Below are 21,717 nucleotides of genomic sequence, written 5' to 3' on the forward strand. Positions count from 1 at the left end.
GCACGCGGGACGTCGCCACCCGCCGCATGGCCTCGTGCCGCGCGGCGGGTGGGGCGTTGTCGGCCGCGCGCTGCTGTGCGTCTGGCTGGCGCTGATCGGCCTGCCTGGAGCAGCCAGCGCGGCACCAGCGACAGTGCCGATCGACGGCTTGCGCCTGGACCAGGTGCAACTGCTCGGCTCGCACAACAGCTATCGACCGGTGCCGACCGCGCAGGTGCGGCAGCGCCTGCAGGCGCACGACGCCGCCGCATGGCCGGCACTGGCCTATGGCCATCCTTCGCTGCAGGCCCAGCTCGCGCTGGGGCTGCGGCAACTCGAACTCGACGTGGCCGCCGACCCGCACGGCGGCCTGTATGCCGCGCCGTATGCGCGTGCCGATGCGGCGACCCGCGCCAGGATGCGCGCGCCGGGCGCCAAGGTCCTGCACCAGCCGGGGCTGGACTACGCCAGCCATTGCCTGCGCTTCCGCGACTGCCTGGCGATCCTCACCGCCTGGTCGCGCGCGCACCCGCGGCATGCGCCGCTGGTGGTGCTGGTCAATGCGGTGGATTTCGATCCGGTGCCGCGCGTGTGGCCGCATCGCTCCGCCTTCGATGCAGTCGATCTGGACGCGCTGGACCGCGACATCGTCGAGGTGGTCGGGCGCGCGCGCCTGATCGTGCCCGACGACGTGCGCGGCGATGCGCCGAGCCTGCGCGATGCGGTGCTGGCGCATGCCTGGCCGCGCGTGGCGCAGGCGCGTGGCCGCTTGCTGTTCGTACTCGATGGCAATCCGCGGCACGAGGCGCTGTATCGACAGGAGCATCCATCGCTGCGTGGCCGCATGATGTTCGGCTGGTACGCGCCGGACCAGCCGGAGGCCGCGGTGCTGTCAATCGAGGATCCGCTGGCGCAGGCGCCGCGGATCCGCGCGCTGGTGACGCAGGGCTTCGTGGTGCGCACCCGTGCCGACGCCGACGGCCGCGAGGCGCGCGCGCACGACCGCCGCCGCGCGCAGGCGGCACTGGAGGCCGGCGCGCAATGGATCAGCACCGATTACTACGCTGGCGCGCCGGATCCGCAGCGGCTGGGCTACTGGCTTGGTATTGCCACGGGCCTGCGCTGCGACCGGGTCACGGCCGCGTGCGGTGCGACCGCACCGTGAGATTTTCCATTTTGGGAACGACGATGAAGACAGAATTGCGCTGGATGCTGTGGGTCGTGCTGGTAGCGGCGGCCTTGGGCGCGCAGGCGCGGCCGGCGCCCAAGGCCGCGCCTGCGCTGCAGGTGGAAAAGGTGTGGATGTTGTTCCGCCACGGCGTGCGTGCGCCGCTGCCCGGCGAGGCCGCGGCCGCCGCGCTGGCGCCGCAGCCCTGGCCGGTGTGGGACACGCCACCGAGCCTGCTCACCGCGCATGGCCGCACTGCGGTGGAGCGCAGCGGCGACTACACCCGGCAATGGCTGCAGCGCGATGGCGTGCTGCCGGCGCAGGGCTGCCCCGCCGACGGCACGGTCAGCATCTACGCCAATACCGACCAGCGCACCATCGTCAGCGCGCAGTTGCTCGCCGACACGCTGGCGCCCGGCTGCCATCTGCAGGCCGGCCACCAGCCCGAGGGCAGCGACGACCCGCTGTTCCGTCCGGTGGAAGCCGGTGCGGTGGACTTCGATGCCGACGCGGCGGTGGCCTCGATCCAGCGCCAGACCGGCGGCCCGGGCGCGGTGCTGGCGCCGTATGCGCGGGAGTTGCGCACCATGCAGGAGATCCTTGGCTGCAGCGAGACCTGCGATTTCGCGCACATGCCTTCGTCGCTGACCGCGGGTGCGAACGGGCGCAGCCTGGCTTTGCACGGACCGCTGGACCTGACCTCGGGCACGGCGGAGGTGTTCATCCTGCAATACGCCGAGGGCATGCCGCTGGACCAGGTCGGCTGGGGCCGCGCGACCCCGGCGCGCATCGCTGCGGTGTCGCGACTGCATGCCTTGCTGTTCGAGATCTATGCACGGCCGCAGTACATGGCCTCGCGCGCGGGCGCGCCGTTGGCGCACCGCCTGCTTGACACCCTGGGCGCAGCCGATGCGCCGCGGCTGAGCGTGCTGGTCGCCAGTGATACCCACATCGCCGCGCTCAGCGGCCTGCTCGACCTGCACTTCCATCTGCCCGGCTTCGGTCGCGACGACGCGCCCCCGGGCGGCGCGCTGGTGCTGGAGCAGGTGCGCGACCCGCGCGATGGCCAGCGCTACGTGCGCGTGCGCTACCAGGCGCAGTCGCTGGACCAATTGCGCGCGCTGACACCGCTGAGCCTGCGCCACCCGCCGCTGCTGCAGACCCTGCAGATTCCCGGTTGCACGGACGCCGCGAGCGGGCTGTGTCCATTGCCGAAGTTCCAGTCGCTGCTGCAGGCCGCGCTGCAACAGCGCGGCTGAGCCGGTTCGACGCTCGTTTTGCTTTGCCGCTCGCTGCTCGTCGTAGGAGCGGCTTCAGCCGCGACAGGCTTTCGTAGGAATGCCCGTCGCGGCTGAAGCCGCTCCTACGGCAGGCTGCGAGTTTGGAAGCCATGACGAGCAGCGCGAATGCCATCGGACCCCTGGTTTGCCGATGCATCCAAGGATGCCGCTGTTGCAGCGGCTTCAGGCGTACCGGACTTTGCCGGGAACGCCTGTCGCGACTGAAGTTCCTCCCACAAGGAAGCATGTGCGCCATCGCACCGTCGGCGAGTGTTCAATGCTATTCGCTTCTGCGAGCAGGTCGTGCCTGCTTTTGTAGGAGCGGCTTCAGCCGCGACAGGCATTCCAGTGAAGGCTGTCGCGGCTGAAGCCGCTCCTACGCGAAGACGTTCCCGCTGCGGATACGCCCCTGGCCAAATTCCATCCCCAAACGCAGAACGGGCCGCAGTGCGGCCCGTTCTTCGTCGCAAGCGCGGCAGGCCGGCTTACTTCAGCTTCGCGTCCGCGCGCAGCGCCTCGGCGCGGTCGGTCTTCTCCCACGAGAACGCGGTGGCCTGGTGCTGGGCGCCGGTGCCGTCGGTGTAGGTGAAGGCCTTCGGGGTGCGGCCGAAATGGCCGTACGAGGCGGTCTGCTGGTACATCGGGTGGATCAGGTCGAGCATCTGGATGATGCCGAACGGACGCAGGTCGAAGTGCTTGCGGATCAGCTTCTCGATCTTGTCGTCGGCGATCTTGCCGGTACCGAAGGTGGTGACCGAGATCGAGGTCGGCTCGGCCACGCCGATGGCGTAGGAGACCTGCACTTCGCAACGGTCGGCCAGACCGGCGGCGACCACGTTCTTGGCGACGTAGCGCGCCGCGTAGGCGGCCGAACGGTCGACCTTGGACGGATCCTTGCCGGAGAACGCGCCGCCGCCGTGGCGCGCCCAGCCGCCGTAGGTGTCGACGATGATCTTGCGCCCGGTCAGGCCGCAATCGCCCACCGGCCCGCCGATCACGAACTTGCCGGTCGGGTTGATGTGGAACTTGGTGCCCTTGTGCAGCCACTTGGCCGGCAGCACCGGCTTGAGGATCTCCTCGCGTACGGCTTCGACCAGGTGCTTCTGCTTGATGTCCGGATCGTGCTGGGTGGACAGCACCACCGCGTCGATCGCGGTCGCCACGCCGTCTTCGTAGCGCAGGGTGACCTGGCTCTTGGCGTCCGGGCGCAGCCACGCCAGCGGCGAGTTCTTCTTCTTGCGCACCTTGGCCTGCTGTTCGACCAGGCGATGCGACAGGTGGATGGCGGCCGGCATGAAGCTGTCGGTCTCGCGGGTGGCGTAGCCGAACATCAGGCCCTGGTCGCCGGCGCCCTGTTCTTCCGGCTTCTTGCGGTCCACGCCCTGGTTGATGTCCGGCGACTGCTTGCCGATCAGGTTGAGCACGCCGCAGGTCTCGCCGTCGAAGCCGACGTCGGAGCTGTTGTAGCCGATGTCCAGGATCACCTTGCGGGTCAGCGCTTCAAGATCGATCCAGGCGCTGGTGGTGATCTCGCCGGCGACGATCGCCACGCCGGTCTTGACCAGCGTTTCGCAGGCCACGCGCGCGCGCTTGTCCTGGGTCAGGATCGCGTCGAGCACCGCATCGGAGATCTGATCGGCGATCTTGTCCGGGTGGCCTTCGGAGACCGACTCGGAGGTGAAGAGATAGCTGGACATCGCGGCTATATCCTTGTATTCGGATGAAAAGATGGAGGCGAATGATACACGGCCACCGGGCGGCGTGCATGCGGCCCGGGGCGAATGTTGCCCAAGGTTAACCGGTTGCCGCGCCGGCGGTGTGCCCGTCACCTTGCCGTAGTCAGATTGCAAGATCGGTGTCGCCGCGGCGGCCGAAGCTGTGCGCAGTCAGCAAGGGGGCTTGCCGTGCTCGCACTCGAACGCCGTCTTCAGGACCGCTACCCGCACTGGTTTGCCGGACGCCGCTCGCGGCTGGTCCGGCCATTGCTGCGCGGCCTGCAGAAATGGTCGGGACTGGACGCGCTGGACGCGTTCCTGGAGGCCAACCGCGACCTGCGCGGCTTTGCCCTGGTCCAGGCCGGACTGGATTTCCTGCAGGCCCGCTACGTGGTCGCACCGACCGCAGCCGAGTGCATCCCGGCGCGCGGGCGCCTGCTGATCGTCGCCAACCATCCTTCCGGCGCGCTGGACGCCCTGGCGCTGCTGGACTGCGTGGGCCAGGTGCGGCGCGACGTGAAGATCGTCGCCAACGATTTCCTGTGGGCGCTGGAAGGGCTGCGCGACCTGCTGCTGCCGGTACGCATCCTCGGCGGCGCACCGTCGCCGGCCAGCGTGCGAGCGATCGAGCAGGCGCTGGCGCAGGAGCAATGTGTGATCGTGTTCCCGGCGGGTGAAGTCTCGCGACTGGGCTGGGGCGGCGTCGCCGACGGGCGCTGGCGCCGCGGCTTCCTGCGTTTCGCCCTGCGCACCGCTGCGCCGGTGCTGCCGGTGCGCATCCATGCGCGCAATTCGGCGCTGTTCTATGGCGCCTCGGCGCTGTTCAAGCCGGCCGGCACCGCGCTGCTGGCGCGGGAGATGTTCGCCCGCCGCGAGCGCCGCATCGCGCTCAGCCTGGGCCGCGCCCGCGCGCTGCCGCAGGACCTGCCCGAAGCCGAGTTGATGCGGCGCCTGCGCAGCGAGCTGTATGCGCTCGGCCGCAGCGGCGGGCAGGCCGCGCCGAGCGAGGAAGCCCTGGTCGCCGCCGAGGAGCCGGCGCAACTGGCCATGGAAGTGGCCGGTCTGCGCAGCCTCGGCCACACCCTGGACGGCAAGCAGATCCGCGTCGGCCGGCTGCGCGCCGGCTCGGCGCTGCTGCGCGAGATCGGCCGCCTGCGCGAACTGACCTTCCGCGCGGTGGGCGAGGGCACCGGCCGACGCCTGGACCTGGACGACTACGACACCTGGTACGAGCACATCGTGTTGTGGGACGGCGCCGCCACGCGCGTGGTCGGCGCCTACCGGGTCGCCCGCGGTGCGCCGGTGCTGGCCGAGCGTGGCCTGGCCGGCTTCTACACCGCCGAACTGTTCCGCTACGGCGAGGCGATGCTGCCGCGCATCGCCGCGGGCATGGAACTGGGCCGCAGCTTCGTGGTGCCGGACTACTGGGGCAGCCGCAGCATCGACTACCTGTGGCAGGGCATCGGCGCCTATCTACAAGACCATCCGCAGGTGCGTTACCTGTTCGGCGCGGTGTCGATCAGCGCGGCGCTGCCGCAGCAGGCGCGCGAGCAGATCGTGGCCTACTACGCCCGCTACTACGGCGACGCCAGCGGCGAAGCCGCGTCGGCGCGGCCGTTCCCGTATCCGGAAGCGCCGCCGGCGTTCGACGAACTGGATGCCGACACCGCCTTCAAGGTGCTCAAGGGCAACCTCGACGCGCTGGGCGCGGCGGTGCCGATGCTCTACAAGCAGTACACCGATCTGTGCGAGCCCGGCGGCGCGCGCTTCCTCGCCTTCGGCGTGGACCCCGCGTTCAACGACGCGGTCGACGGCCTGATCGAGCTGGATCTGCAGCGCATCCGCAGCAAGAAGCGCGCGCGCTACCTCGAACGTCCCCGCAACGAAGCAGAGGTGGTGGCATGAATCCGGTCAGCAGCCTGTCGCCGCGCCGCGCGGTGTTCGTCTCCGATGTGCACCTGGGCGCGCCGCATTGCCACGCGCGCGAGCTGGCCGATTTCCTCGGCGGCCTGCGCTGCGAACAGCTGTATCTGGTCGGCGACATCGTCGACTTCTGGTGGATGGCGCAGCGCCGCGCGGTGTGGGGCGCTGCGCACCAGCGCGTGGTCGATGCGCTGCACGCGCTGGCCCGCGGCGGCACCGAACTGATCTACGTGCCTGGCAACCACGACCGGCCGATCCGCCGCTTCTGCGGGCTGGCGCTGCCGGCGATGCAGGTGCGCCGGCGCGCGGTGCACGCCACCGCCGACGGACGCCGCCTGCTGGTGGTACACGGCGACGACTACGACAGCGTGACCCAGTTCGGCGGCCTGCAGGAGAAGTTCGGCGACTGGCTGTACTACCGCATCCTCACCGGCAACCAGCTGACCAACCGCGTGCGCCGTCGCCTGGGCATGCGCTACTGGTCGCTGGCCGACTATCTGAAGCGGCAGAGCAGCGCGGCCGAGCGTTACATCGAGCGCTTCGTGACCGCTGGTTTGGACGATGCGCGTCGCCGCGGCCTGGACGGGGTGATCTGCGGCCACGTGCATCGCGCCGGGCTGTTCGAACGCGACGGCCTGGTCTACGCCAACGACGGCGACTGGGTCGAGAATCTCACCGCACTCGCCGAGGAGGCAGACGGCACGCTGCGCCTGCTCTCGCACCGCGGCGAGGTGCTGCGCGAGTTGCCGCCGCGCCTGCGGCTGGTGCAGGAGAACGCCTGGCCGCGTGCGGCCTGAATCAGGCGATTGGCCAGGCCGCGCTGCACAGCCTGGCGCGTGAATGGGCGGTTGGCGCGTTCGACTGCCGCCGCGCCTGCGCGCCCCGCAGTTGTCCTTGTCGCGAATCGCCCCGGCGTGGCGCCGCGGTCCCTGCACTGGACGGAAGCGTAGAACCCGGTGTGACCGCTATTCCACGATGGCCCGTATGTGGTGTGCATCACCACCGCGCGCGCTTGCCCGGCTTCCGCGCCATCGGGTCTACTGCGATGCGTCGGCGCGGCATGCCGGGCAGGAACCCACGATCGCGCCCGGGTGTCACGCTGATCCATGTCGCTGCGGCGCGCGTGCGTCGCATCCCGATCAGTTCTGGAGTTGTGCAGACCGTGAAACCAGGGAAGGCGTTGTGCGGCCGGTTGCGCAGATTCATGGGGACGTGGTTCGGCTTGGCCTGGTCCACCGGTTCTGGCGATCGCGTCCAGGCGAACGTCACCGCGTCTGGCATAAGGCCGCGGACATGCCTGCGATTGACGTGCCTGGGCGTCTTGCTCGCGGCGAGCGCAGCCTTGATTGCGCAGAACACGATCTATGGCTGCGCAGAGCCCGCGGCGCCGCGTCCGCTTCCCGATCCGCTGCTGTGCGTGCAGCAGGCGGGCGTGTCGACGTCGCACTTGGCGGGCGATGCGCGGGTCGAGGCATTGTTCGCACGTGCCAAGCAGCAACTCGATGGCGGCCGCTTCGACGCCGCCGAGCAGGCGCTGGATTGCGCGCAGGCCAACCTCGGCGATGCCGGCGGCGCGCGCTTGCGCTACGAACTCACCCGCCGCCGCGGCATTCTCGATTTCCGCCGAGAACGCCTGCCGCAGGCGCTGGCGCGCTTCGAGTGCGCGGCCACGCTGTCGCGGTCGCTGCGCGACCGCGCAGGCGAGGCGCGCGATCTGAACAACGTCGGTGCGGCGCTGCGCCGGCTCGGCGATTTCCGCGGCGCCCTTCGCAGCCTGACGCTGAGCCTGGACATCCAGCGCGCGCGCGGCGCGGTCTCTGCGTCCGTGCTCACCAATATCGCCGACGTGTATCGGGAACTGCGCGAGTCCGACACCGCGATGCGCTACTACCGCGATGCGCTGGCCGCCAACCGCGCGCAGGGCGACGCCATCGAGGCCGCGCACGTGCAGGAGACCATGGCCGAGCTGGCGCTCGACAGAGGCGACACGGCGCAGGCGCTGGCCTGGTTGCAGGAGGCTCTTGCCGTGTACCGCGCGCAGGGCCGCCGGGTGTACGAACTGCGTGTGCACGATGGCCTGATCCGCGCGGCATTGGCGCTCGGCGACGTGGCGCAGGCGCAGCGCTGGAGCTCCAGTGCGTTGGCGCTCGCCGAGGCATGGGCGCTGCCGCTGCCGTCCGCGCTGCAGTTGCAGCTGGCGCGGACGGCCCGGCTCGAAGGCCATGCCGCTGCTGCCGCGGCACGCCTGCGCGAGGCGCTGGCCGCGGCCGCCGGCGGCGATCCGGTGCGGGTGCCGCTGCTGGAGGAGTTGGCGCGGCTGCAGGAGAATAGTGGCGACACGGTGGCGGCCATCGCCACGCTGCGACGCGCGAATGCGGAAGCCGCTGCACTTGTGCGCGCGCAGCACGATCGCCAACTGGACTGGTTGCGGATCCGTTTCGACACCGCAGAAAAGCAGCGCATCATCGATGCCCTGCAAAGCGAGAACCGCCTGCGCCAGGTCCAGCTGCGCCAACGCACGTTGCTGCTGTGGCTGGCATTGGTGTCCGGCGTCGCCGCCGCGCTCGGCCTCTGGCTGTGGCTGCAGCGTCGTCGGCAGCGCGAACGTTTGCTGCAAGCCGCACGGCAGGTCCGCCACGAGGAGCAACTGGCCCGCTATCGGCGAGAGGCGGATGCGCTGGCCGAGGATCGCAGCCTGCTGCAGACTCTGCTCGACAGCCGCGAGGACGCGCTGTGCCTGCTTGATGCCGAAGGCCAGGTGCTGGCCACCAATCGCGCCGGCCGCCTGCTGCTCGGCGGCGCGGACGACGCAGAACCGCTCGGGCAGCCGGTGTTCGCCTGCGTTGCCGAGGGCGACCGCCCGGTGTTGCAGGCGGCGCTGGAGCGGATGGAGGATAGCCCCACGCAGCGCCTTGAGGTGGTCGCTCGGCACGGCAGGCCGCTTGCCGCGACTCTCGCGCCCTGGCAGGGCGGCGATGGCCTGGTCGTCCTCGCCCTGCAGGAACGCGACAGTGGCACGGCGTCGGACACCGCGCAGGCCGAGCACGCGCCAGCGCAGGCCGCTGCGCCTGCGTTGCGCGATGCCTTCCGGCGCGCGCTGGTCGACCTGATGCTGGCGGTCATCGACACCTGGGAGCGCGCCACCGCGACCGGCCGCCTGGAGTTGGCCGAGCGCAGCCGGATCTGGCGCGTGAACATCGACGACGGTCGACTGCGCGCGCGGGCGATGGAGCGCTACCTGGCGGTCTCCAAGTTGCCTAGCAACCCGCGCTGGCGGGATGTGCTGCGCTCGGCCTATTTCGTGCTCGCGCACTGCGAGGGGCTGTCGGCGGAGGCGCGCGCCGCCTTGCAGTCCAGGATCGACACGGTGCTGGCCTACACCCGCCGGGACGCGCTCGGCTGAGCGTGCCTGGCACCCGTGCCGACGATTGTTGGCCCTGAGGCGCAGGCGCGCCCGCACGGGTCGTCAGCGCCCGCGCTTGGCCGGGCAGACCACGCAAGCGCCCTGCAAGCCTTGCTCCATGCGGTAGGCGCTGTGGTGGTCCCGGGCCAGGAAGGTCGTCGGGCCGAGCACGATGGGCTTGGCCGACCGCGATGGCGCGACCACCTCGCAATAGGCGGCGATGGTGTTCAGCGTATTCGTGTACGGCTCATGGCTATCGACCACGCCGCACTTGTCCATCGTCTGCCGCAACTGCTCACCGTCGAAATCGAATTTCACCACCACCTCCGGTTCATGGCTCTCCTCCAGGCACCAGTCCGGCGGCAGGGTGTCGTGGCCGTGGGCGACCAAGGGCAGGGTCAGCAGCACCGCGACGACGGCGGCATGAAAGACGGAGCGGAAGGCAGGCATCGGAACCTCGCAATGCGCAGAAGGAGAACCCGCAGCCTACGAGTGGGGCTGCGATGGATGCCAGCGCATCCACGGGTATAGACCGGGAATAAATCCGGCTAACACATTGATTTATTAGGTGGCGACATCGCGCCACGATGCAGGGTCGTGCGCCCGCGGCAGCTGGTGCTCGCATCCGAGTTCCGCCAATTCGACCCTATTCGCTCCAGTGGCGACCCGGCTTCGCCCTCGTGTCGCGCCGTCGCCCTGCCTAGCCTGGAATCGCCGGATCGCACCGTGTGCCGATGCGGCGGTGGCCTTCCCCCGGGGGCGATGCACGCATCCCAGCCATCTCCAATTCCCTTCCATATAGCGAGAGAACGCTCATGAAGAAGAAGCTCCTTGTCGCAGCCGCGCTGCTGGCGGGCAGTGTCGTCGGCGCCCCTGCGTTGGCGGCCGAGAACCCGATGGATCAGGCCGGCATCCAGCACAACATGTACCTCGGGTGCCTGATGGACCTGAATGCCAAAGCCGACGACGCGCTGACCCTGCTGGTCAAGAAGTGCGGCTACGCCCCCGGCGTGCCGCTGGAACGGTTCGTCGCCACGCAGCAGCCCATCGTCGACGCGGTCGACCCGACCCGGCCGATGACCGAGAACCTGGCCGGGCTGCGCCAGCAGCTCAGTGCCTATGAATTCTCGTTCATCGTGCGCATGGATCAGATCGTCGAGAACGCCGAGGACCTGGACGCCGCTGCGGTGCAGTTCGAGGAACTGGAGCGAGAGGCCATCGCGCGACTCGATCCCAAGTCGAAGAATGGCGCGCTGATCCTGGGCGGGCTGAGCGTGGCCAAGCACTCCAACCGCTACTGGGCCAAGGTCGTGACCGAGCGTGGCGAGGCCGCGGCGGGTGGCACCGCAGCGAAGAAGAAGGGACGGTTCTGGCGGTGGCTGGCGGTCATCGGATCGGACGCGGTCGGCTTCCTGCTCACCGAAAATCCCGTCGTCGCGGCCGCCACCTCCAACACGGTCTACGACATCGTCCTTGGCGAGACCACAACGCCCACCCCGGCGGATTGATCCCATCCCGATGACTGTCCAGTTCCGATCCGGACAGTGCCATGGCGCTGGGCGGCGTTCTAGCCGGTGCGATTTCCTATCGCCCCGAGAAGGACGGCCTCCCATTGCGCACCGTCATCGTGGTGCTGCACCCGGTCTGAGCAAGACCACATCGCCATAGCCTTTCCTTGAGAGAACCTACACATGAACAAAAAGTCCCTTGCCGCAAACCTTGTGCTCTTGGCTGGAGGTGCCATTGGCGTCCCCGCGCTGGCCGCAGAGAACCCCGTGGACCAGGCCGGTATCCAGCACAACATGTACCTCGGCTGCCTGATGGACCTGAACCCGTCGCACGACGAGGCGTTGACCTTGCTGGTCAAGAAGTGCGGCTACGACCCCGGCATGTCGCTGGAGCGGTTCATCGCCACGCAGCAGCCGATCATCGATGGGATCGATCCGACGCGGCCGGTGACGGAAAACCTGGCAGGGCTGCGCCAGCGATTCAGCGCCGAGGAATTCGCGTTCGTGGTGCGGATCGACCAGATCGTCGAGAACGCCGAGGACCTGGAGGCTGCGGCAGTACAGTTCGAGGAACTGGAGCGGGACGCCATGGCAAAGCTCGACCCCACCACCAAGAACGGAGCGCTGATCCTGGGAGGGTTGAGCGTGGCCAGGCACTCCACGCGTTACTGGTCCAGGCAGGCGGCCGAAAGCGGTCAGTTCGCGGCAGAGGGGGCGACCTCGAAGAAGAAGGGACGATTCTGGAAGTGGCTGGGCGTCATCGCCGTCGACGTAATGAGCTACTTCGAATCGGAAAATCCCGGCACGGCGGCTACGTCCTCCGACGATGCGTACTCCCTGTTCTTCGAAGACTTCGGAGTCTGAACCGGGTGCTTCCAGGCGCTGCCTGGGTAGGGAAGGCGCCCTGATGGGGCGCCTTCCCACAGAGGGAGCGACGTCAGGTCATTCGCTTTGCTGCGACTCTGCGTGGATGCCGTTATCTTCATAGGAGCGGCGTTAGCCGCGACGAGCATTACCGATGATGCCTCTTCGCGGCTAACACCGCTCCTACAAAAGGCCTTCCGTCGTCATCGGAGATGCCCTTGCGGTCGCAGCGGCGCTTTCGCAGGAAGTGCTTGGCAGGATCGACATCAGGCCGAACTGCCCGTGCCGCCTGTTGTGCACCTGCGACAGCAGAACCCGAGCTACCGCTGCGCCAATGCCACGCATCCATCCTCGCATCGCTGCTAGCATCGGCCAATGGATTCCCTCACCCAGATCGTACTCGGCGGCGCCATCGCCGCGGCCATCGCGCCAGCCGCGCACCGGCGCGCGGCGCTGCTCGCCGGCGCCGCGCTCGGCACCGTGCCGGACCTCGACTCGCTGGTCCTGCTGCCGCTCACTCGCGACCCGGTGACGCTGATGACGGTGCATCGCAGCGTCAGCCATTCGTTGTTCGTGCTGCCGCTGCTCGGCTGGTTGGTCTGGTGGCTGTTCCGCCGCTTAGGCCACGGGCGCGTGGCCGAAGCGCCGCACCGCTGGTTTTGGGCGATCCAACTGGCGCTGATCACCCATCCGCTGCTGGATGCGTTCACTGTCTACGGCACGCAACTGTGGTGGCCGCTACGGCCGCCGCCGACGATGTGGTCGAGCGTGTTCATCATCGATCCCGCCTATACGCTGTGGCTGATCCTGGCCTGCGCCATCGCATGGTGGGCGCGCGCGCGGCGCGTGGCGCAGCAGGCGCTGCTGGCCGGGCTGATCCTGAGCAGCGCCTACCTGGGCTGGTCGCTGCTGGCCAAGCACCTGGTCGATCGGCAGGCCGACCGCGCATTGGCGGCGATGGGCCTGGCGCAGGCGCCGCGCTTCTCGGTGCCGATGCCGTTCAACACGTTGTTGTGGCGGGTGGTGGCGATGACGCCGAGCGGCTATGTGATCGGCGAGCGCTCGCTGATCGCCGACCGCGGGCCGATGCGCTTCCAGGGCTATCCGTCCAATACCCAGGCGCTGGCGCAGGTGCGTGATTTGCCGGCGGTGCAGCGGCTGACCTGGTTCAACCGTGGCTTCATGCGCGCGCAGGTCAAGGACGGCGACCTGGTGCTCAGCGACCTGCGCATGGGCCTGGAACCGGACTACAACTTCAACTTCGCGGTGGCGCGACAGCAGGGCGACGGCTGGGCGGCGATTCCGCCGCGGCAGCTACAGGCCGCGTACCGTGCGCCGGTGGCACGTGGGCAGATTCGCGCAGCGCTGGCGCGGATGTGGCAACGGATCTGGGTCGAGCCGGCGTCGCCCGCGCCGGTCGGCGCGCAGGTGCCGACCGCGGCGCGTTGAGCGCGGCGCAATGGAGCGTGGCGCGATGCGCCTTCACGCCGGCGCCAAGTCGCGAGACGGCGATGGTTGCCAGGACATTCGGGTAAGGCTACTCGTGGTCGGCTCCCCGACCTGGCCACCAATCGCCGCAATTGTTCTCCGTCGAAATTGAACTTCATCACTACCTCCGGCTTAAGGCCCTGCTTCAGGCAGCAGCCCGGCGGCAGGGTGCCGTGGCTGTGGGCGACTAACGGCAAGCTCGGAGGGCCGCGACGACGGCGGCATGGACGACGCGGTGCTGGCGGGCAGGTGAATTTCCCAACCACAAGGCTCGCATCAGCCTAGTTGCAGCGGCGCTCCAGATTCCAGCGCATTCGCGGCGATGGATCGGGAACGAATCGGCGCAAGGTATTGATTCTTCGATTATGGAGTGTCCGCCGCAAGCCAGGGCTGCCTCTCCGCGATGCGGCGGCGGTGCCCGCGGGTTCGTCAATTCGACCCGGTTCGTTCCCGTCGCGACCCGGTTTCGCCCTCGTGCGTCGCCGCCGACCCGCCTAGCCTGAGACCGTCGCATCGCGCCGTATGCCGGTGTGGCGGTGGTCGCCTCGCATTGGTCCCCGCAGGAACGTCGGGAGACCGGGGCCATCCTCTCTCCATCCATTGCATGAGAATATTCATGAACAAAACGCTTTTTGGCGCGACCGCCGCCCTCCTGGTCGGCAGTGCCTTCGGTGTCGCCCCCGCGCTGGCGGCCGAGAACCCGATGGACCAGGCGGGCATCCAGCACAACATGTACCTCGGCTGCCTGATGGAGACCAACGCCTCACCCGACGAGACCCTCGCGGTCCTGGTCGAGAAGTGCGGCTACGACCCCGGCATGCCGCTGGAGCGCTTCATCGCCACGCGGCAGCCCACCATGGATGCAATCGACCCGCTCCGGCCGATGACCGAAAACCTGGCCGGGCTACGCCAAGAGCTCAGTGCCTACGAGTTCTCGTTCATCGTGCGAATGGACCAGATCGTGCAGAACGCCGGGGGCCTGGAGGCGGCGGCGGTGCAATTCGAGGAATTGGAACGGGAAGGCATCGCGCGGCTCGATCCCAAGTCGAAGAATGGCGCGCTGGTTCTGGGCGGCCTGAGCGTGGTCAGACACTCCGCGCGCTACTGGTCCAAATTTGCGGCCGGCACCACATCGAAACAAGCCGCGTCTCCGGACCCGAACAATGGCTGGTTGTTTGTCTCGGCGTGCGATGCAGTAGGTTACTTCGTATTTCGTGACGGCGAGTTGGGCGCTGCCACCTCCCGCGCCGCCTTTCATGCACTCGCTTCACAAGGATATTTCCCGCTCTACGCATACCAATATTAGCGTTCCCTAAGACTGCTTCAGGTGGTGCAGACAAAGGAAGGCGTTCCCGACGGGGACGCCTTTTATCAGACAGAGGACGCGGCCATGTCGCCACTATCTGGTGTGCAGGCGCCGCATTGATCCGGGCTTCTGGAGGTGGCTGAGCCAAGCCTTCTCCGCATCTCCAGCGAAGCAGCCTGGCGCGACAACGTCACGTCACGTCACGTCGCGATGGCGTGGCGCAGGGCAGTGGCTGGCAGGCGATCGACCTGCGGCGCCTGGAGGCCGCGTATCGGGTGCCGGTCGATGCGCAGGCATCAACAGCCGCGCCATGAGCGCGGCTTAATACACCGTGGCGTGCGCCTGCACGAACGAGTAGAAGAACACCGCATCCGGATCGCTCTGCACCTGCGCCATTTCCCGGCGCATGCCGGCCACGGTGTCCGCGTCCACCGCACCGGCCTGCAGCAGCCGTTCGGCCGCCGACAGCAGCAGTTCCTCCCAGAACCCGATCATGGTCTTGCGCCGTGCCGGCTCGCGGTTGTCCAGGTGCAGGGTCTTGATCTCGGTGCTGACGTCGCGATAGCCGCCGGCCAGCAGCAGGTTGCCGAGCTTGGCGCCGACGAACGGGTCGCCGCCGTGGTCGTACTGGAAGTCGTTGAACGCCATCCAGTAGCGCCATACGTTCGGCGAATACGGGTGCAGCAGGAACGAGGCGTTCATCACCTCGGTCACGTACACCGGCGACCCCGGCGCCAGCACCCGCCGCACTTCGCTGAGCACGCGCGCCGGCGACGGCACGTGCTCCAGCACCCAGCACAGGAACGCCGCATCGAAGCTGCGCGGCTGGAACGGCAGGTCGCCGGCGTCGGCCTGCTGCAGCGTGTAGCGGTCCTGGCACCACGGCATGCGCTGCAGGTTGTCGCGCGCGGCCTGCAGCTGCGCCTCGCTCAGGTCGATGCCGGTGACGTGCAGCTCCGGGAAGCGCCGCAGCAAGACTTCGGTCTGCGCGCCGACGCCGCTGCCCACTTCCAGCAGGCGCCGCGCGCCGGTGTAGTCGATCTGGTTGAACAGGGTGGCTTCGAGCAGCCGCGCCTGTTTCAGAAGGCGTGCCTGTTCGGTCTCGGAATAGCCATGCAGATAGGTCGGAGTCTCGGCAGATGCGCTCATGGCGGTGCTCCAGGAAGAAGGCGTCAGGCGGCGGCGGACAAGGCCGGCGGCACGCCGGCGATCAGCGCGTCGAAGTAGTCGGCGGTCAGCGCCAGTTGCGCCTGTGCACTCTCGGCGCGGTTGACCACGGCGCGGAACGCGGCGTTCTCGGGCCGGTCCTTGGCGTACCAGCCCAGGTGCTTGCGGGCGATGCGCACGCCTTGCGCCTCGCCGTAGAAAGCGTGCAGGGCCTGCAGGTGGCCGAGCAGGATGTCGCGCACGAACGTCAGCGACGGCGCCGGCTGCAGTTCGCCGCTGGCCAGGTAGTGCGCGATCTCGCCGAAGATCCACGGCCGGCCCTGCGCGGCGCGCCCGACCATCACCGCGTCGGCGCCGGTCGCGGCCAGCACCTGCGCGGCCTTCTGCGGCGAATCGATGTCGCCGTTGGCGATCACCGGGATGCGCAGCATCGCCTTGATCCGGGCGATGGTCGCGTACTCGGCCTGGCCGGTGTAATGCTGGTCGCGGGTACGCCCGTGCACCGCCAGCGCGGCGATGCCGCAGTCCTCGGCGATGCGCGCGATGACCGGGCCGTTGCGGTGGTCGCAGTCCCAGCCGGTGCGAATCTTCAGCGTCACCGGCACCGGCGAGGCCTTCACCACCGCGCTGAGGATGCGCGCCACCAGCGCCTCGTCGCGCATCAGCGCCGAACCGGCCCAGGCGTTGCACACCTTCTTCGCCGGGCAGCCCATGTTGATGTCGATCAGTTGCGCGCCGTGGTCGGCGTTGTAGCGCGCGGCCTCGGCCAGCTGCTTCGGTTCGGTGCCGGCGATCTGCACGCTGACCGGGTCCGGCTCGCCGGCGTGGTCCATGCGCTGCAGCGACTTGCGGGTCTGCCAGAAGCGCGAGTCGGAGATGGTCATCTCCGACACCGCCAGGCCGGCACCCAGCCGCTTGCACAGCAGCCGGAACGGCTTGTCGGTGACCCCGGCCATCGGTGCCAGGATCACCTTCGGTTCGATCGTGTAGGGGCCGATGCGCATGCCGCTAGTGTAGCGGGGCGGGTTCCGCGATGCCTGCTGGCGGTGCAGTCCCCGGTGGTCGCTGGCGTGGCGTCGTCTGCCCGGTGGCTGCGTCGCGGCAGAGTGTCCTTGTGCGCGGCCGCCGTCGCGGCAGCCCGCCGCCACAGAGACGACGACCGCGGACGGTGGTCCGCGGTCGGTCCCGCGCCGGTGCCGCTGTCGTACGACAGCGGCACGTTCGCGCTAGCGCGAGATGCGGATGTTGTCCAGGTACAGCGAAGCCGGCCGTGCCGTGGTGGCACGGAACTCGATGCGGTTGCTGCCCGCATTGAGCGTGATCGGCTGCTGCAGCGTCGCCCAGTCGCTGGCCGAGGCGGTCTGCGCGAACGCCGGTGTGCCAACCTTGACGCCGTTGACGTAGAGGTCGACGTTGCCGACGCTTGCGCCCGCGGTCGAGTACCGGGTCTGCAACTGATAGGTGCCGGCAGCGGCGACGCGGACGTCGTTGCGGATGCTGGCGGTGGGACCGGTGCCAAAGTCCACGTAGCCCAGGCCCTGGTAGTTGCGCACCTTCCTGGAGACGCCGTTGTCGACCAGGCTGCGGATGTTGCGGAAATCGAAGTGCTCCGCCTCGTACTGCTGCACGCCGGTGTAGACGGGAGGCGCGGGCGGCGCCTGCACGGTTGCCTGGGGAGCTCCGCTCAGGCGCCCGCCGCTGGCGTTGCCGCTGCAGTGGACGGTGATGTCCAGCGGTCCGTTGTGCGCCACGCGCAGCGTCAGCCCGTCGTTGGTGGCGATGCTGGACACCGTGCTCGCCTGGTGGTCCCCGCGATCGGCGAAGCTGAAGGTCGGCGTGGCGCTGGCGCCGTCGATGTCGATCGTGTCGGTCTTCAGCGCTCCGTCCGGGGAGTCGAAGTTGGTCAGGTAGATCGACAGCGTGTCGGGGAACTCCTTGATGACGGCGCTGGTGTAGGGCGCGTAGGTCACGCTGACCGCAGCGCAAGTGTTGTACTTGAGCGGGATGGTGCCGCTGGCGCTCTGGTTGGACTTGGACGGGTTGTAGGTCACCCAGGTGTTGTCCTGGCGCCCGGCATAGATGTCGCCGCTGTATTCCTGCGGGAACAGCGTGTTGAGTTCTGCGAGCTTGGACTCCACGGTCGGCCAGCGTGCCGCGTAGCCGGTCTTGGGGATCTGCACCTTGAACGACTTGGCGGTGGCGTCGGTCAGTTGCCAGACCGTGGGAATGGCCGGGTAGCGCCCGGTCTTCTTGTACCAGCTGTGCTGATTGAGGTAGGTGCCATCGCCGTCGATCAGGTAGAGCCCGGAGAACAGGCTTTCCGGCGAGGAATACAGGTTCCTGTCGTCGCCGGTAGTGGTGTCGTTGACGATCACAACCTTGGAGCGGTCGATCACGTCCTTGCGGCTGAGGATACGCAGCGTGCCGTCCAGGATCTTGCGGTAGATGTCCAGCTGGATGTTGCGGAAATGCGGATAGAACGCCCAGCGGCGCGTGGTGTAGCCGTCGGTGGTGGTCGCGTTCGGTAGGGTCTGCACCGCGTCGCGCATGATCTGCTCGGGGCCGTCGAATACGGTCTCGCCGGTAAAGGTCAGGTGTTCGATCACGTGCGGCGAGCCGGCCTGGACCGGGTAGTCGCTGTTGTCGCTGCTGTACCAGCCGGTACGGTCGGGGCGGATGCCGTAGTGGCCGGCGAAGCCGGACAGGTACATGCCCAGGCTCACGCTCTCGTTGTCGTGGTAGCCGTAGTTACTGGTGAATTTCTCTTCGATAATGAAGTTGTTGGCATAGGCGCCGAGCGCAGTGCGCAGGCGCTCGTTGCGCTTGACCATCGCCAACGGGTTGATGTTCGCGCCCCAGAAGCCACCGGTGAAGCTGACGTCCAGATAGCCTCCGTATTTGTGGGTGAGCTTGAGCAGGTTGGCCCAGTGCTCCCAGCGCTGCGCCACCGAGCCGGAACAGGGTTGGTCGAACCCCCAGAACTGTTCGGCATAGTTGAAGCCGATGAAGTTGGGGTAGTCGCGGAAGAACTCGCCGTAGACGGTCGATTCCAGGTCCGCGTCCGGTGCGTAGTCCGGAAAATGGGTGAAGCCGCCGCTGGACGGCTGGATCATCGCCCACATGTTGTTGGCCGCGGCGGTCTTGATCCAGGAGCGCGCCGTCTCCACGCCATTCTCGACCTGCAGCCAGTTGCACTGGTTGCCGGTGGCGCCGTTGTGGTTGATCGACAGGGAAATCAGCAGCACCGTGTAGGGGCGCAGATCTGCCGGGATCAGGTCGATGATTTTCTGCGGATCGGCCGAATTCCAGGTGTCGGCATGGATCAGGAACATCGGCTGGCTCGGCGACAGCGGACGGCGCAGCGAGGGGCTGGACGCGTCGCCGCTGTTGCTGCTGCCGGTCGTGCCGGGACTGGACGCAGCGCTGGGTGCGCGGGTGGTCACCGACCACGCGCTGGCCACACTCTTGGCAATGTCGGCCACGGCAGCCTGCGTGCTGCTGTCGTCATCGCCGCCGCATGAGCTCAACAGCACACTCATCAACGCACACGACAACGCGCACTTATTAAATCCTTTGTGCATTTTCATCGAAGGGTCCATCGGTGGGGGGAACGATGTGGCCTGACCACGCTGGCTCAGTCGCAACATGCGAAGAGCGCGTGGGTATTGCCGAGCGGCGGTGAATGTAGCAAGCGACTTCGGTCGCGTGTGCGAACGGATCCACATTGTGCATCGCTGTTTGTCGAGTCGTGAACGAAACAGGCGTCTATGGCATGAAGCGCACACGGATGCGCACCGATGCAATGCGCTTTAGCGCATTTTCATCGCCATATCCGTTGGTGCAGGATGCGATTTGGTCTGACCACGCCGATGCAATTGCGGTCTGCACCACGGAGCGACCACACGATCGCGCAGCGCTGGATGCGGCGCACGATCGCGGTTGCGAGTGCGCACGCTTCGCGAAACGCATCGAGGTCCATAACCAGGCGGCCGAGCCGATGCCGGGCGCATGCGGCGCGCGGATGCACGCATGCGCAGCGCGCTTCGCATGGCCGTCTGTTCGGGCGAGACGCCGCCGTGCGGCGACCTGTGCGGATACGTCAGCGCGCTGCGGCGGGCAGCGCGGGCGATAGTGACACGCTGCCACGGTTTGATGTCAGCGCAGTGTCGCTGCGGCATCCGATACCGCTGGCGCCACCGGGCGGTGCAGCGGCTTGGTGGTGGTCAGCGGATCAACTGGTACAACTCGAAGCCGTTGTCCTTGCCGTCCAGGATCAGCAGCAGTTTGTTCGGGCCCAGCGCGACCAGGCGGCCGACGCTGTTGCCATGCGTGCCGTCGGAGGCATGGCCAGGCGCGTAGGCCGCTTCAGGCTCGCTGTTCACCGTGCTGGCGCCGAGGAAGGCCAGCTCATGGCTGCCGGCGGCCAGCGGATACAGCGTGCCGCTGCGGCGCTGCGAGCCGCTGGTCTTGCTCAGGCGATAGCCGCAGGGATCGCGGCGGATCTCGGCCTTGAAGTAAGGGTAGGCATAGGCGAAGCGCGGTCGAGCTGGATCGAGCGCAGTTTCCAGCGGCCTTCCAGCTTGCCGGGCTGCTGCGGCGTCTGTGCGCGCTGCAGCAAGGAGCGCGCCAGCGCCGCGCTTGCTTCCTGCTCGGCATCGTCGTAGTGCGGCGCGATCACCTGTTGCAGGCGCTCGGCGGACACGGTCACCGCGGCGCGGTCGGCGTCGGCGGCCAGGCTGTTCCAGTCGCAGCGCGGTGCCGCGGCAGCGGACAGCGGGAGCAGCAGCGCGCACAGCGCGGCGAACGGCAACAGGGAAGGGCGGGGCATCGGGAACGCCTTGTCGGGATGCGGCCGGCACGGCGGCCGGCGGTATGTCGTCAGGGAAACGCGGCAATCGCGGCGGTGCGACCCGCCGCGCGCAGGCTCAGCCGGCGTCGGGAGTCAACCGCGGCATCGACGCCGCCGCGCCCTCGGCTTCGGTGGAACGCGCCGCATAGTGGTTGGCGAAGCGGACGTGGGTGGCGAACGCGGCGTTCGGCGACTGCGCCAACGAGGCGACCAGGGCGCCGTTGAAGGCATCGCCGGCACCGGTGGTATCCACGGTATGCGCGGTCTCGGCGCCGATCCGGTAATACGGTTGGGTGTCGCCGAGCAGGCGCTCTTCGGGGTGCGAGATGAACGCGCCGACCGCGCCCAGGGTCACCACCACGGTGCCGCCCGGCAGCAGCTTGCGACACAGCGCGTGCAGGCTGCCGCCATCGGTGGCGGCGACGTCGTCGGCATCCACGCGCACGCCGACATGGCGCGCCAGCAGGGCGGCGAACTCGGTCTCGTTGGGGGTCAGCACGTCGGCCAGCTTGAGCAGGCCGATGCTGGTCTGCGCATTGGCCGGGGCGGCGTTGAGCACGGTGGTCAGGCCAGCTTCGCGGGCCAGCGCCAGGGTGGCCTCGATGGTCTCGATCGGCGACTCCAGCTGCGCCAGCAGCACCCGCGCCGAGCCCAGCAGCGGACGCTGCGCCTGCACGAAGTCCAGGCTCAGCGCCGCGTTGGCGCCGGCGCCGATGACGATGGTGTTGCGGCCATGGCCGTCGACATAGATGCCGCCGGTGCCGGTCGGCTCGCTGCTGGCCTCGGCCACCAGGGCGATGCCGTCCTGCGCGGCCAGGCCGCGCGCCATCGCGCCGCCGGCATCGTCGCCGAGCGCACAGACGAAGCTGGTGCGCGCGCCGGCACGTGCCGCCGCCACCGCCTGGTTGAAGCCCTTGCCGCCGGGGCCGGTGCTGTAGCGGCCGGCGATGGTCGCCCCCGGTGCGGGCAGATTCTCGCACCGCCACACATGGTCGACATTGAACGAACCGACGACGATGACCGAACTCATAGGCATGTACTGCTTCTCGACTGGAACTGGAAAAAAA

18 protein-coding genes are annotated in these 21,717 nt (G+C 68.4%); 10 read left to right on the forward strand and 8 right to left on the reverse strand.

What is annotated here, in order from left to right; genetic code table 11:
- Positions 1-34: 34 nt before the first annotated feature.
- Together GGR71_RS10160 and GGR71_RS10165 are read left to right on the forward strand one after the other, a co-directional pair.
- Positions 35-1,144, forward strand: a complete 1,110-nt coding sequence (locus GGR71_RS10160; RefSeq protein WP_160957424.1) for a Ca2+-dependent phosphoinositide-specific phospholipase C — start codon at positions 35-37, stop codon at positions 1,142-1,144.
- A gap of 44 nt (positions 1,145-1,188) precedes the next feature.
- A complete protein-coding gene (locus tag GGR71_RS10165; RefSeq protein ID WP_160957559.1) occupies positions 1,189-2,406 on the forward strand; it encodes a histidine-type phosphatase in 1,218 nt (405 codons plus the stop codon).
- 506 nt (positions 2,407-2,912) lie between these two features.
- Here the strand turns inward: GGR71_RS10165 and metK are convergent.
- Positions 2,913-4,124, reverse strand: a complete 1,212-nt coding sequence (gene metK / locus GGR71_RS10170) for a methionine adenosyltransferase (RefSeq protein ID WP_010342184.1) — start codon at positions 4,122-4,124, stop codon at positions 2,913-2,915.
- 207 nt (positions 4,125-4,331) lie between these two features.
- On the opposite strand from metK, the gene GGR71_RS10175 reads away from it, so the two are divergent.
- Together GGR71_RS10175 and GGR71_RS10180 are read left to right on the forward strand one after the other, a co-directional pair.
- The gene (locus GGR71_RS10175) at positions 4,332-6,047 is read left to right on the forward strand and encodes a GNAT family N-acyltransferase (protein WP_184451894.1); all 1,716 of its coding nucleotides are present in this window, start codon (positions 4,332-4,334) and stop codon (positions 6,045-6,047) included.
- On the forward strand, positions 6,044-6,862 hold the full coding sequence (locus GGR71_RS10180; RefSeq protein WP_160957423.1) for a UDP-2,3-diacylglucosamine diphosphatase: 819 nt from the start codon (positions 6,044-6,046) through the stop codon (positions 6,860-6,862). Before GGR71_RS10175 ends, GGR71_RS10180 begins: the two co-directional genes overlap by 4 nt.
- Positions 6,863-7,061: 199 nt before the next feature.
- Here GGR71_RS10180 and GGR71_RS10185 read toward each other — a convergent pair whose 3' ends face one another.
- A complete protein-coding gene (locus GGR71_RS10185; RefSeq protein WP_160957422.1) occupies positions 7,062-7,424 on the reverse strand; it encodes a hypothetical protein in 363 nt (120 codons plus the stop codon).
- A 73-nt stretch (positions 7,425-7,497) separates the two neighbouring features.
- Here GGR71_RS10185 and GGR71_RS10190 point away from each other — a divergent pair, with 73 nt between their 5' ends.
- A complete protein-coding gene (locus tag GGR71_RS10190; RefSeq protein ID WP_160957421.1) occupies positions 7,498-9,468 on the forward strand; it encodes a tetratricopeptide repeat protein in 1,971 nt (656 codons plus the stop codon).
- Between the two features lie 63 nt (positions 9,469-9,531).
- Here GGR71_RS10190 and GGR71_RS10195 read toward each other — a convergent pair whose 3' ends face one another.
- Entirely contained in the window at positions 9,532-9,918 is a 387-nt protein-coding gene (locus GGR71_RS10195) for a hypothetical protein (protein ID WP_160957420.1), read from the reverse strand.
- A gap of 365 nt (positions 9,919-10,283) precedes the next feature.
- On the opposite strand from GGR71_RS10195, the gene GGR71_RS10200 reads away from it, so the two are divergent.
- The 4 genes from GGR71_RS10200 (at position 10,284) to GGR71_RS10215 (ending at position 14,634) form a co-directional block, all read left to right on the forward strand.
- A complete protein-coding gene (locus tag GGR71_RS10200) occupies positions 10,284-10,976 on the forward strand; it encodes a hypothetical protein (RefSeq protein ID WP_160957419.1) in 693 nt (230 codons plus the stop codon).
- Between the two features lie 183 nt (positions 10,977-11,159).
- Positions 11,160-11,840: a hypothetical protein gene (locus GGR71_RS10205; RefSeq protein ID WP_160957418.1), complete on the forward strand. Its 681-nt coding sequence runs from the start codon at positions 11,160-11,162 to the stop codon at positions 11,838-11,840.
- A gap of 375 nt (positions 11,841-12,215) precedes the next feature.
- The gene (locus GGR71_RS10210) at positions 12,216-13,289 is read left to right on the forward strand and encodes a metal-dependent hydrolase (RefSeq protein ID WP_160957417.1); all 1,074 of its coding nucleotides are present in this window, start codon (positions 12,216-12,218) and stop codon (positions 13,287-13,289) included.
- A gap of 655 nt (positions 13,290-13,944) precedes the next feature.
- Complete coding sequence (locus GGR71_RS10215) at positions 13,945-14,634, forward strand: hypothetical protein (protein WP_237474229.1); 690 nt, start codon at positions 13,945-13,947, stop codon at positions 14,632-14,634.
- 321 nt (positions 14,635-14,955) lie between these two features.
- On the opposite strand, the gene GGR71_RS10220 is transcribed toward GGR71_RS10215, so the two are convergent.
- The 3 genes from GGR71_RS10220 to GGR71_RS10230 all read right to left on the reverse strand — a co-directional run bounded on the left by GGR71_RS10220 (position 14,956) and on the right by GGR71_RS10230 (position 19,133).
- A complete protein-coding gene (locus GGR71_RS10220; RefSeq protein ID WP_160957416.1) occupies positions 14,956-15,783 on the reverse strand; it encodes a class I SAM-dependent methyltransferase in 828 nt (275 codons plus the stop codon).
- A 23-nt stretch (positions 15,784-15,806) separates the two neighbouring features.
- Complete coding sequence (gene dusB / locus GGR71_RS10225) at positions 15,807-16,805, reverse strand: tRNA dihydrouridine synthase DusB (protein ID WP_160957415.1); 999 nt, start codon at positions 16,803-16,805, stop codon at positions 15,807-15,809.
- A 222-nt stretch (positions 16,806-17,027) separates the two neighbouring features.
- Positions 17,028-19,133 carry a glycoside hydrolase family 98 domain-containing protein gene (locus GGR71_RS10230; RefSeq protein WP_343160786.1) on the reverse strand — a complete coding sequence of 702 codons (2,106 nt, stop codon included), beginning with the start codon at positions 19,131-19,133 and terminating at the stop codon, positions 17,028-17,030.
- Between GGR71_RS10230 and GGR71_RS21050 the strand changes: the two genes are divergently transcribed.
- Complete coding sequence (locus GGR71_RS21050; RefSeq protein WP_343160785.1) at positions 19,111-19,425, forward strand: hypothetical protein; 315 nt, start codon at positions 19,111-19,113, stop codon at positions 19,423-19,425. The genes GGR71_RS10230 and GGR71_RS21050 overlap by 23 nt on opposite strands.
- A gap of 599 nt (positions 19,426-20,024) precedes the next feature.
- Here GGR71_RS21050 and GGR71_RS10235 read toward each other — a convergent pair.
- Positions 20,025-20,660, reverse strand: a complete 636-nt coding sequence (locus tag GGR71_RS10235) for a DUF4893 domain-containing protein (RefSeq protein ID WP_456362607.1) — start codon at positions 20,658-20,660, stop codon at positions 20,025-20,027.
- 66 nt (positions 20,661-20,726) lie between these two features.
- Positions 20,727-21,680 (reverse strand): ribokinase, encoded by a 954-nt coding sequence (locus tag GGR71_RS10240; protein ID WP_160957413.1) that lies wholly within the window; start codon positions 21,678-21,680, stop codon positions 20,727-20,729.
- Positions 21,681-21,717: the final 37 nt, after the last annotated feature.

The organism is Xanthomonas sp. F1, assembly GCF_014199855.1.

Coding starts and splice junctions, on each gene's coding strand:
- GGR71_RS10165 (WP_160957559.1), top strand. CDS start 1,189: ATGCTGTGGGTCGTGCTGGTAGCGGCGGCCTTGGGCGCGCAGGCGCGG.
- metK (WP_010342184.1), bottom strand. CDS start 4,124: ATGTCCAGCTATCTCTTCACCTCCGAGTCGGTCTCCGAAGGCCACCCG.
- GGR71_RS10180 (WP_160957423.1), top strand. CDS start 6,044: ATGAATCCGGTCAGCAGCCTGTCGCCGCGCCGCGCGGTGTTCGTCTCC.
- GGR71_RS10195 (WP_160957420.1), bottom strand. CDS start 9,918: ATGCCTGCCTTCCGCTCCGTCTTTCATGCCGCCGTCGTCGCGGTGCTG.
- GGR71_RS10200 (WP_160957419.1), top strand. CDS start 10,284: ATGAAGAAGAAGCTCCTTGTCGCAGCCGCGCTGCTGGCGGGCAGTGTC.
- GGR71_RS10205 (WP_160957418.1), top strand. CDS start 11,160: ATGAACAAAAAGTCCCTTGCCGCAAACCTTGTGCTCTTGGCTGGAGGT.
- GGR71_RS10210 (WP_160957417.1), top strand. CDS start 12,216: ATGGATTCCCTCACCCAGATCGTACTCGGCGGCGCCATCGCCGCGGCC.
- GGR71_RS10215 (WP_237474229.1), top strand. CDS start 13,945: ATGAACAAAACGCTTTTTGGCGCGACCGCCGCCCTCCTGGTCGGCAGT.
- GGR71_RS10220 (WP_160957416.1), bottom strand. CDS start 15,783: ATGAGCGCATCTGCCGAGACTCCGACCTATCTGCATGGCTATTCCGAG.
- dusB (WP_160957415.1), bottom strand. CDS start 16,805: ATGCGCATCGGCCCCTACACGATCGAACCGAAGGTGATCCTGGCACCG.
- GGR71_RS10230 (WP_343160786.1), bottom strand. CDS start 19,133: ATGTTCCTGATCCATGCCGACACCTGGAATTCGGCCGATCCGCAGAAA.
- GGR71_RS10240 (WP_160957413.1), bottom strand. CDS start 21,680: ATGAGTTCGGTCATCGTCGTCGGTTCGTTCAATGTCGACCATGTGTGG.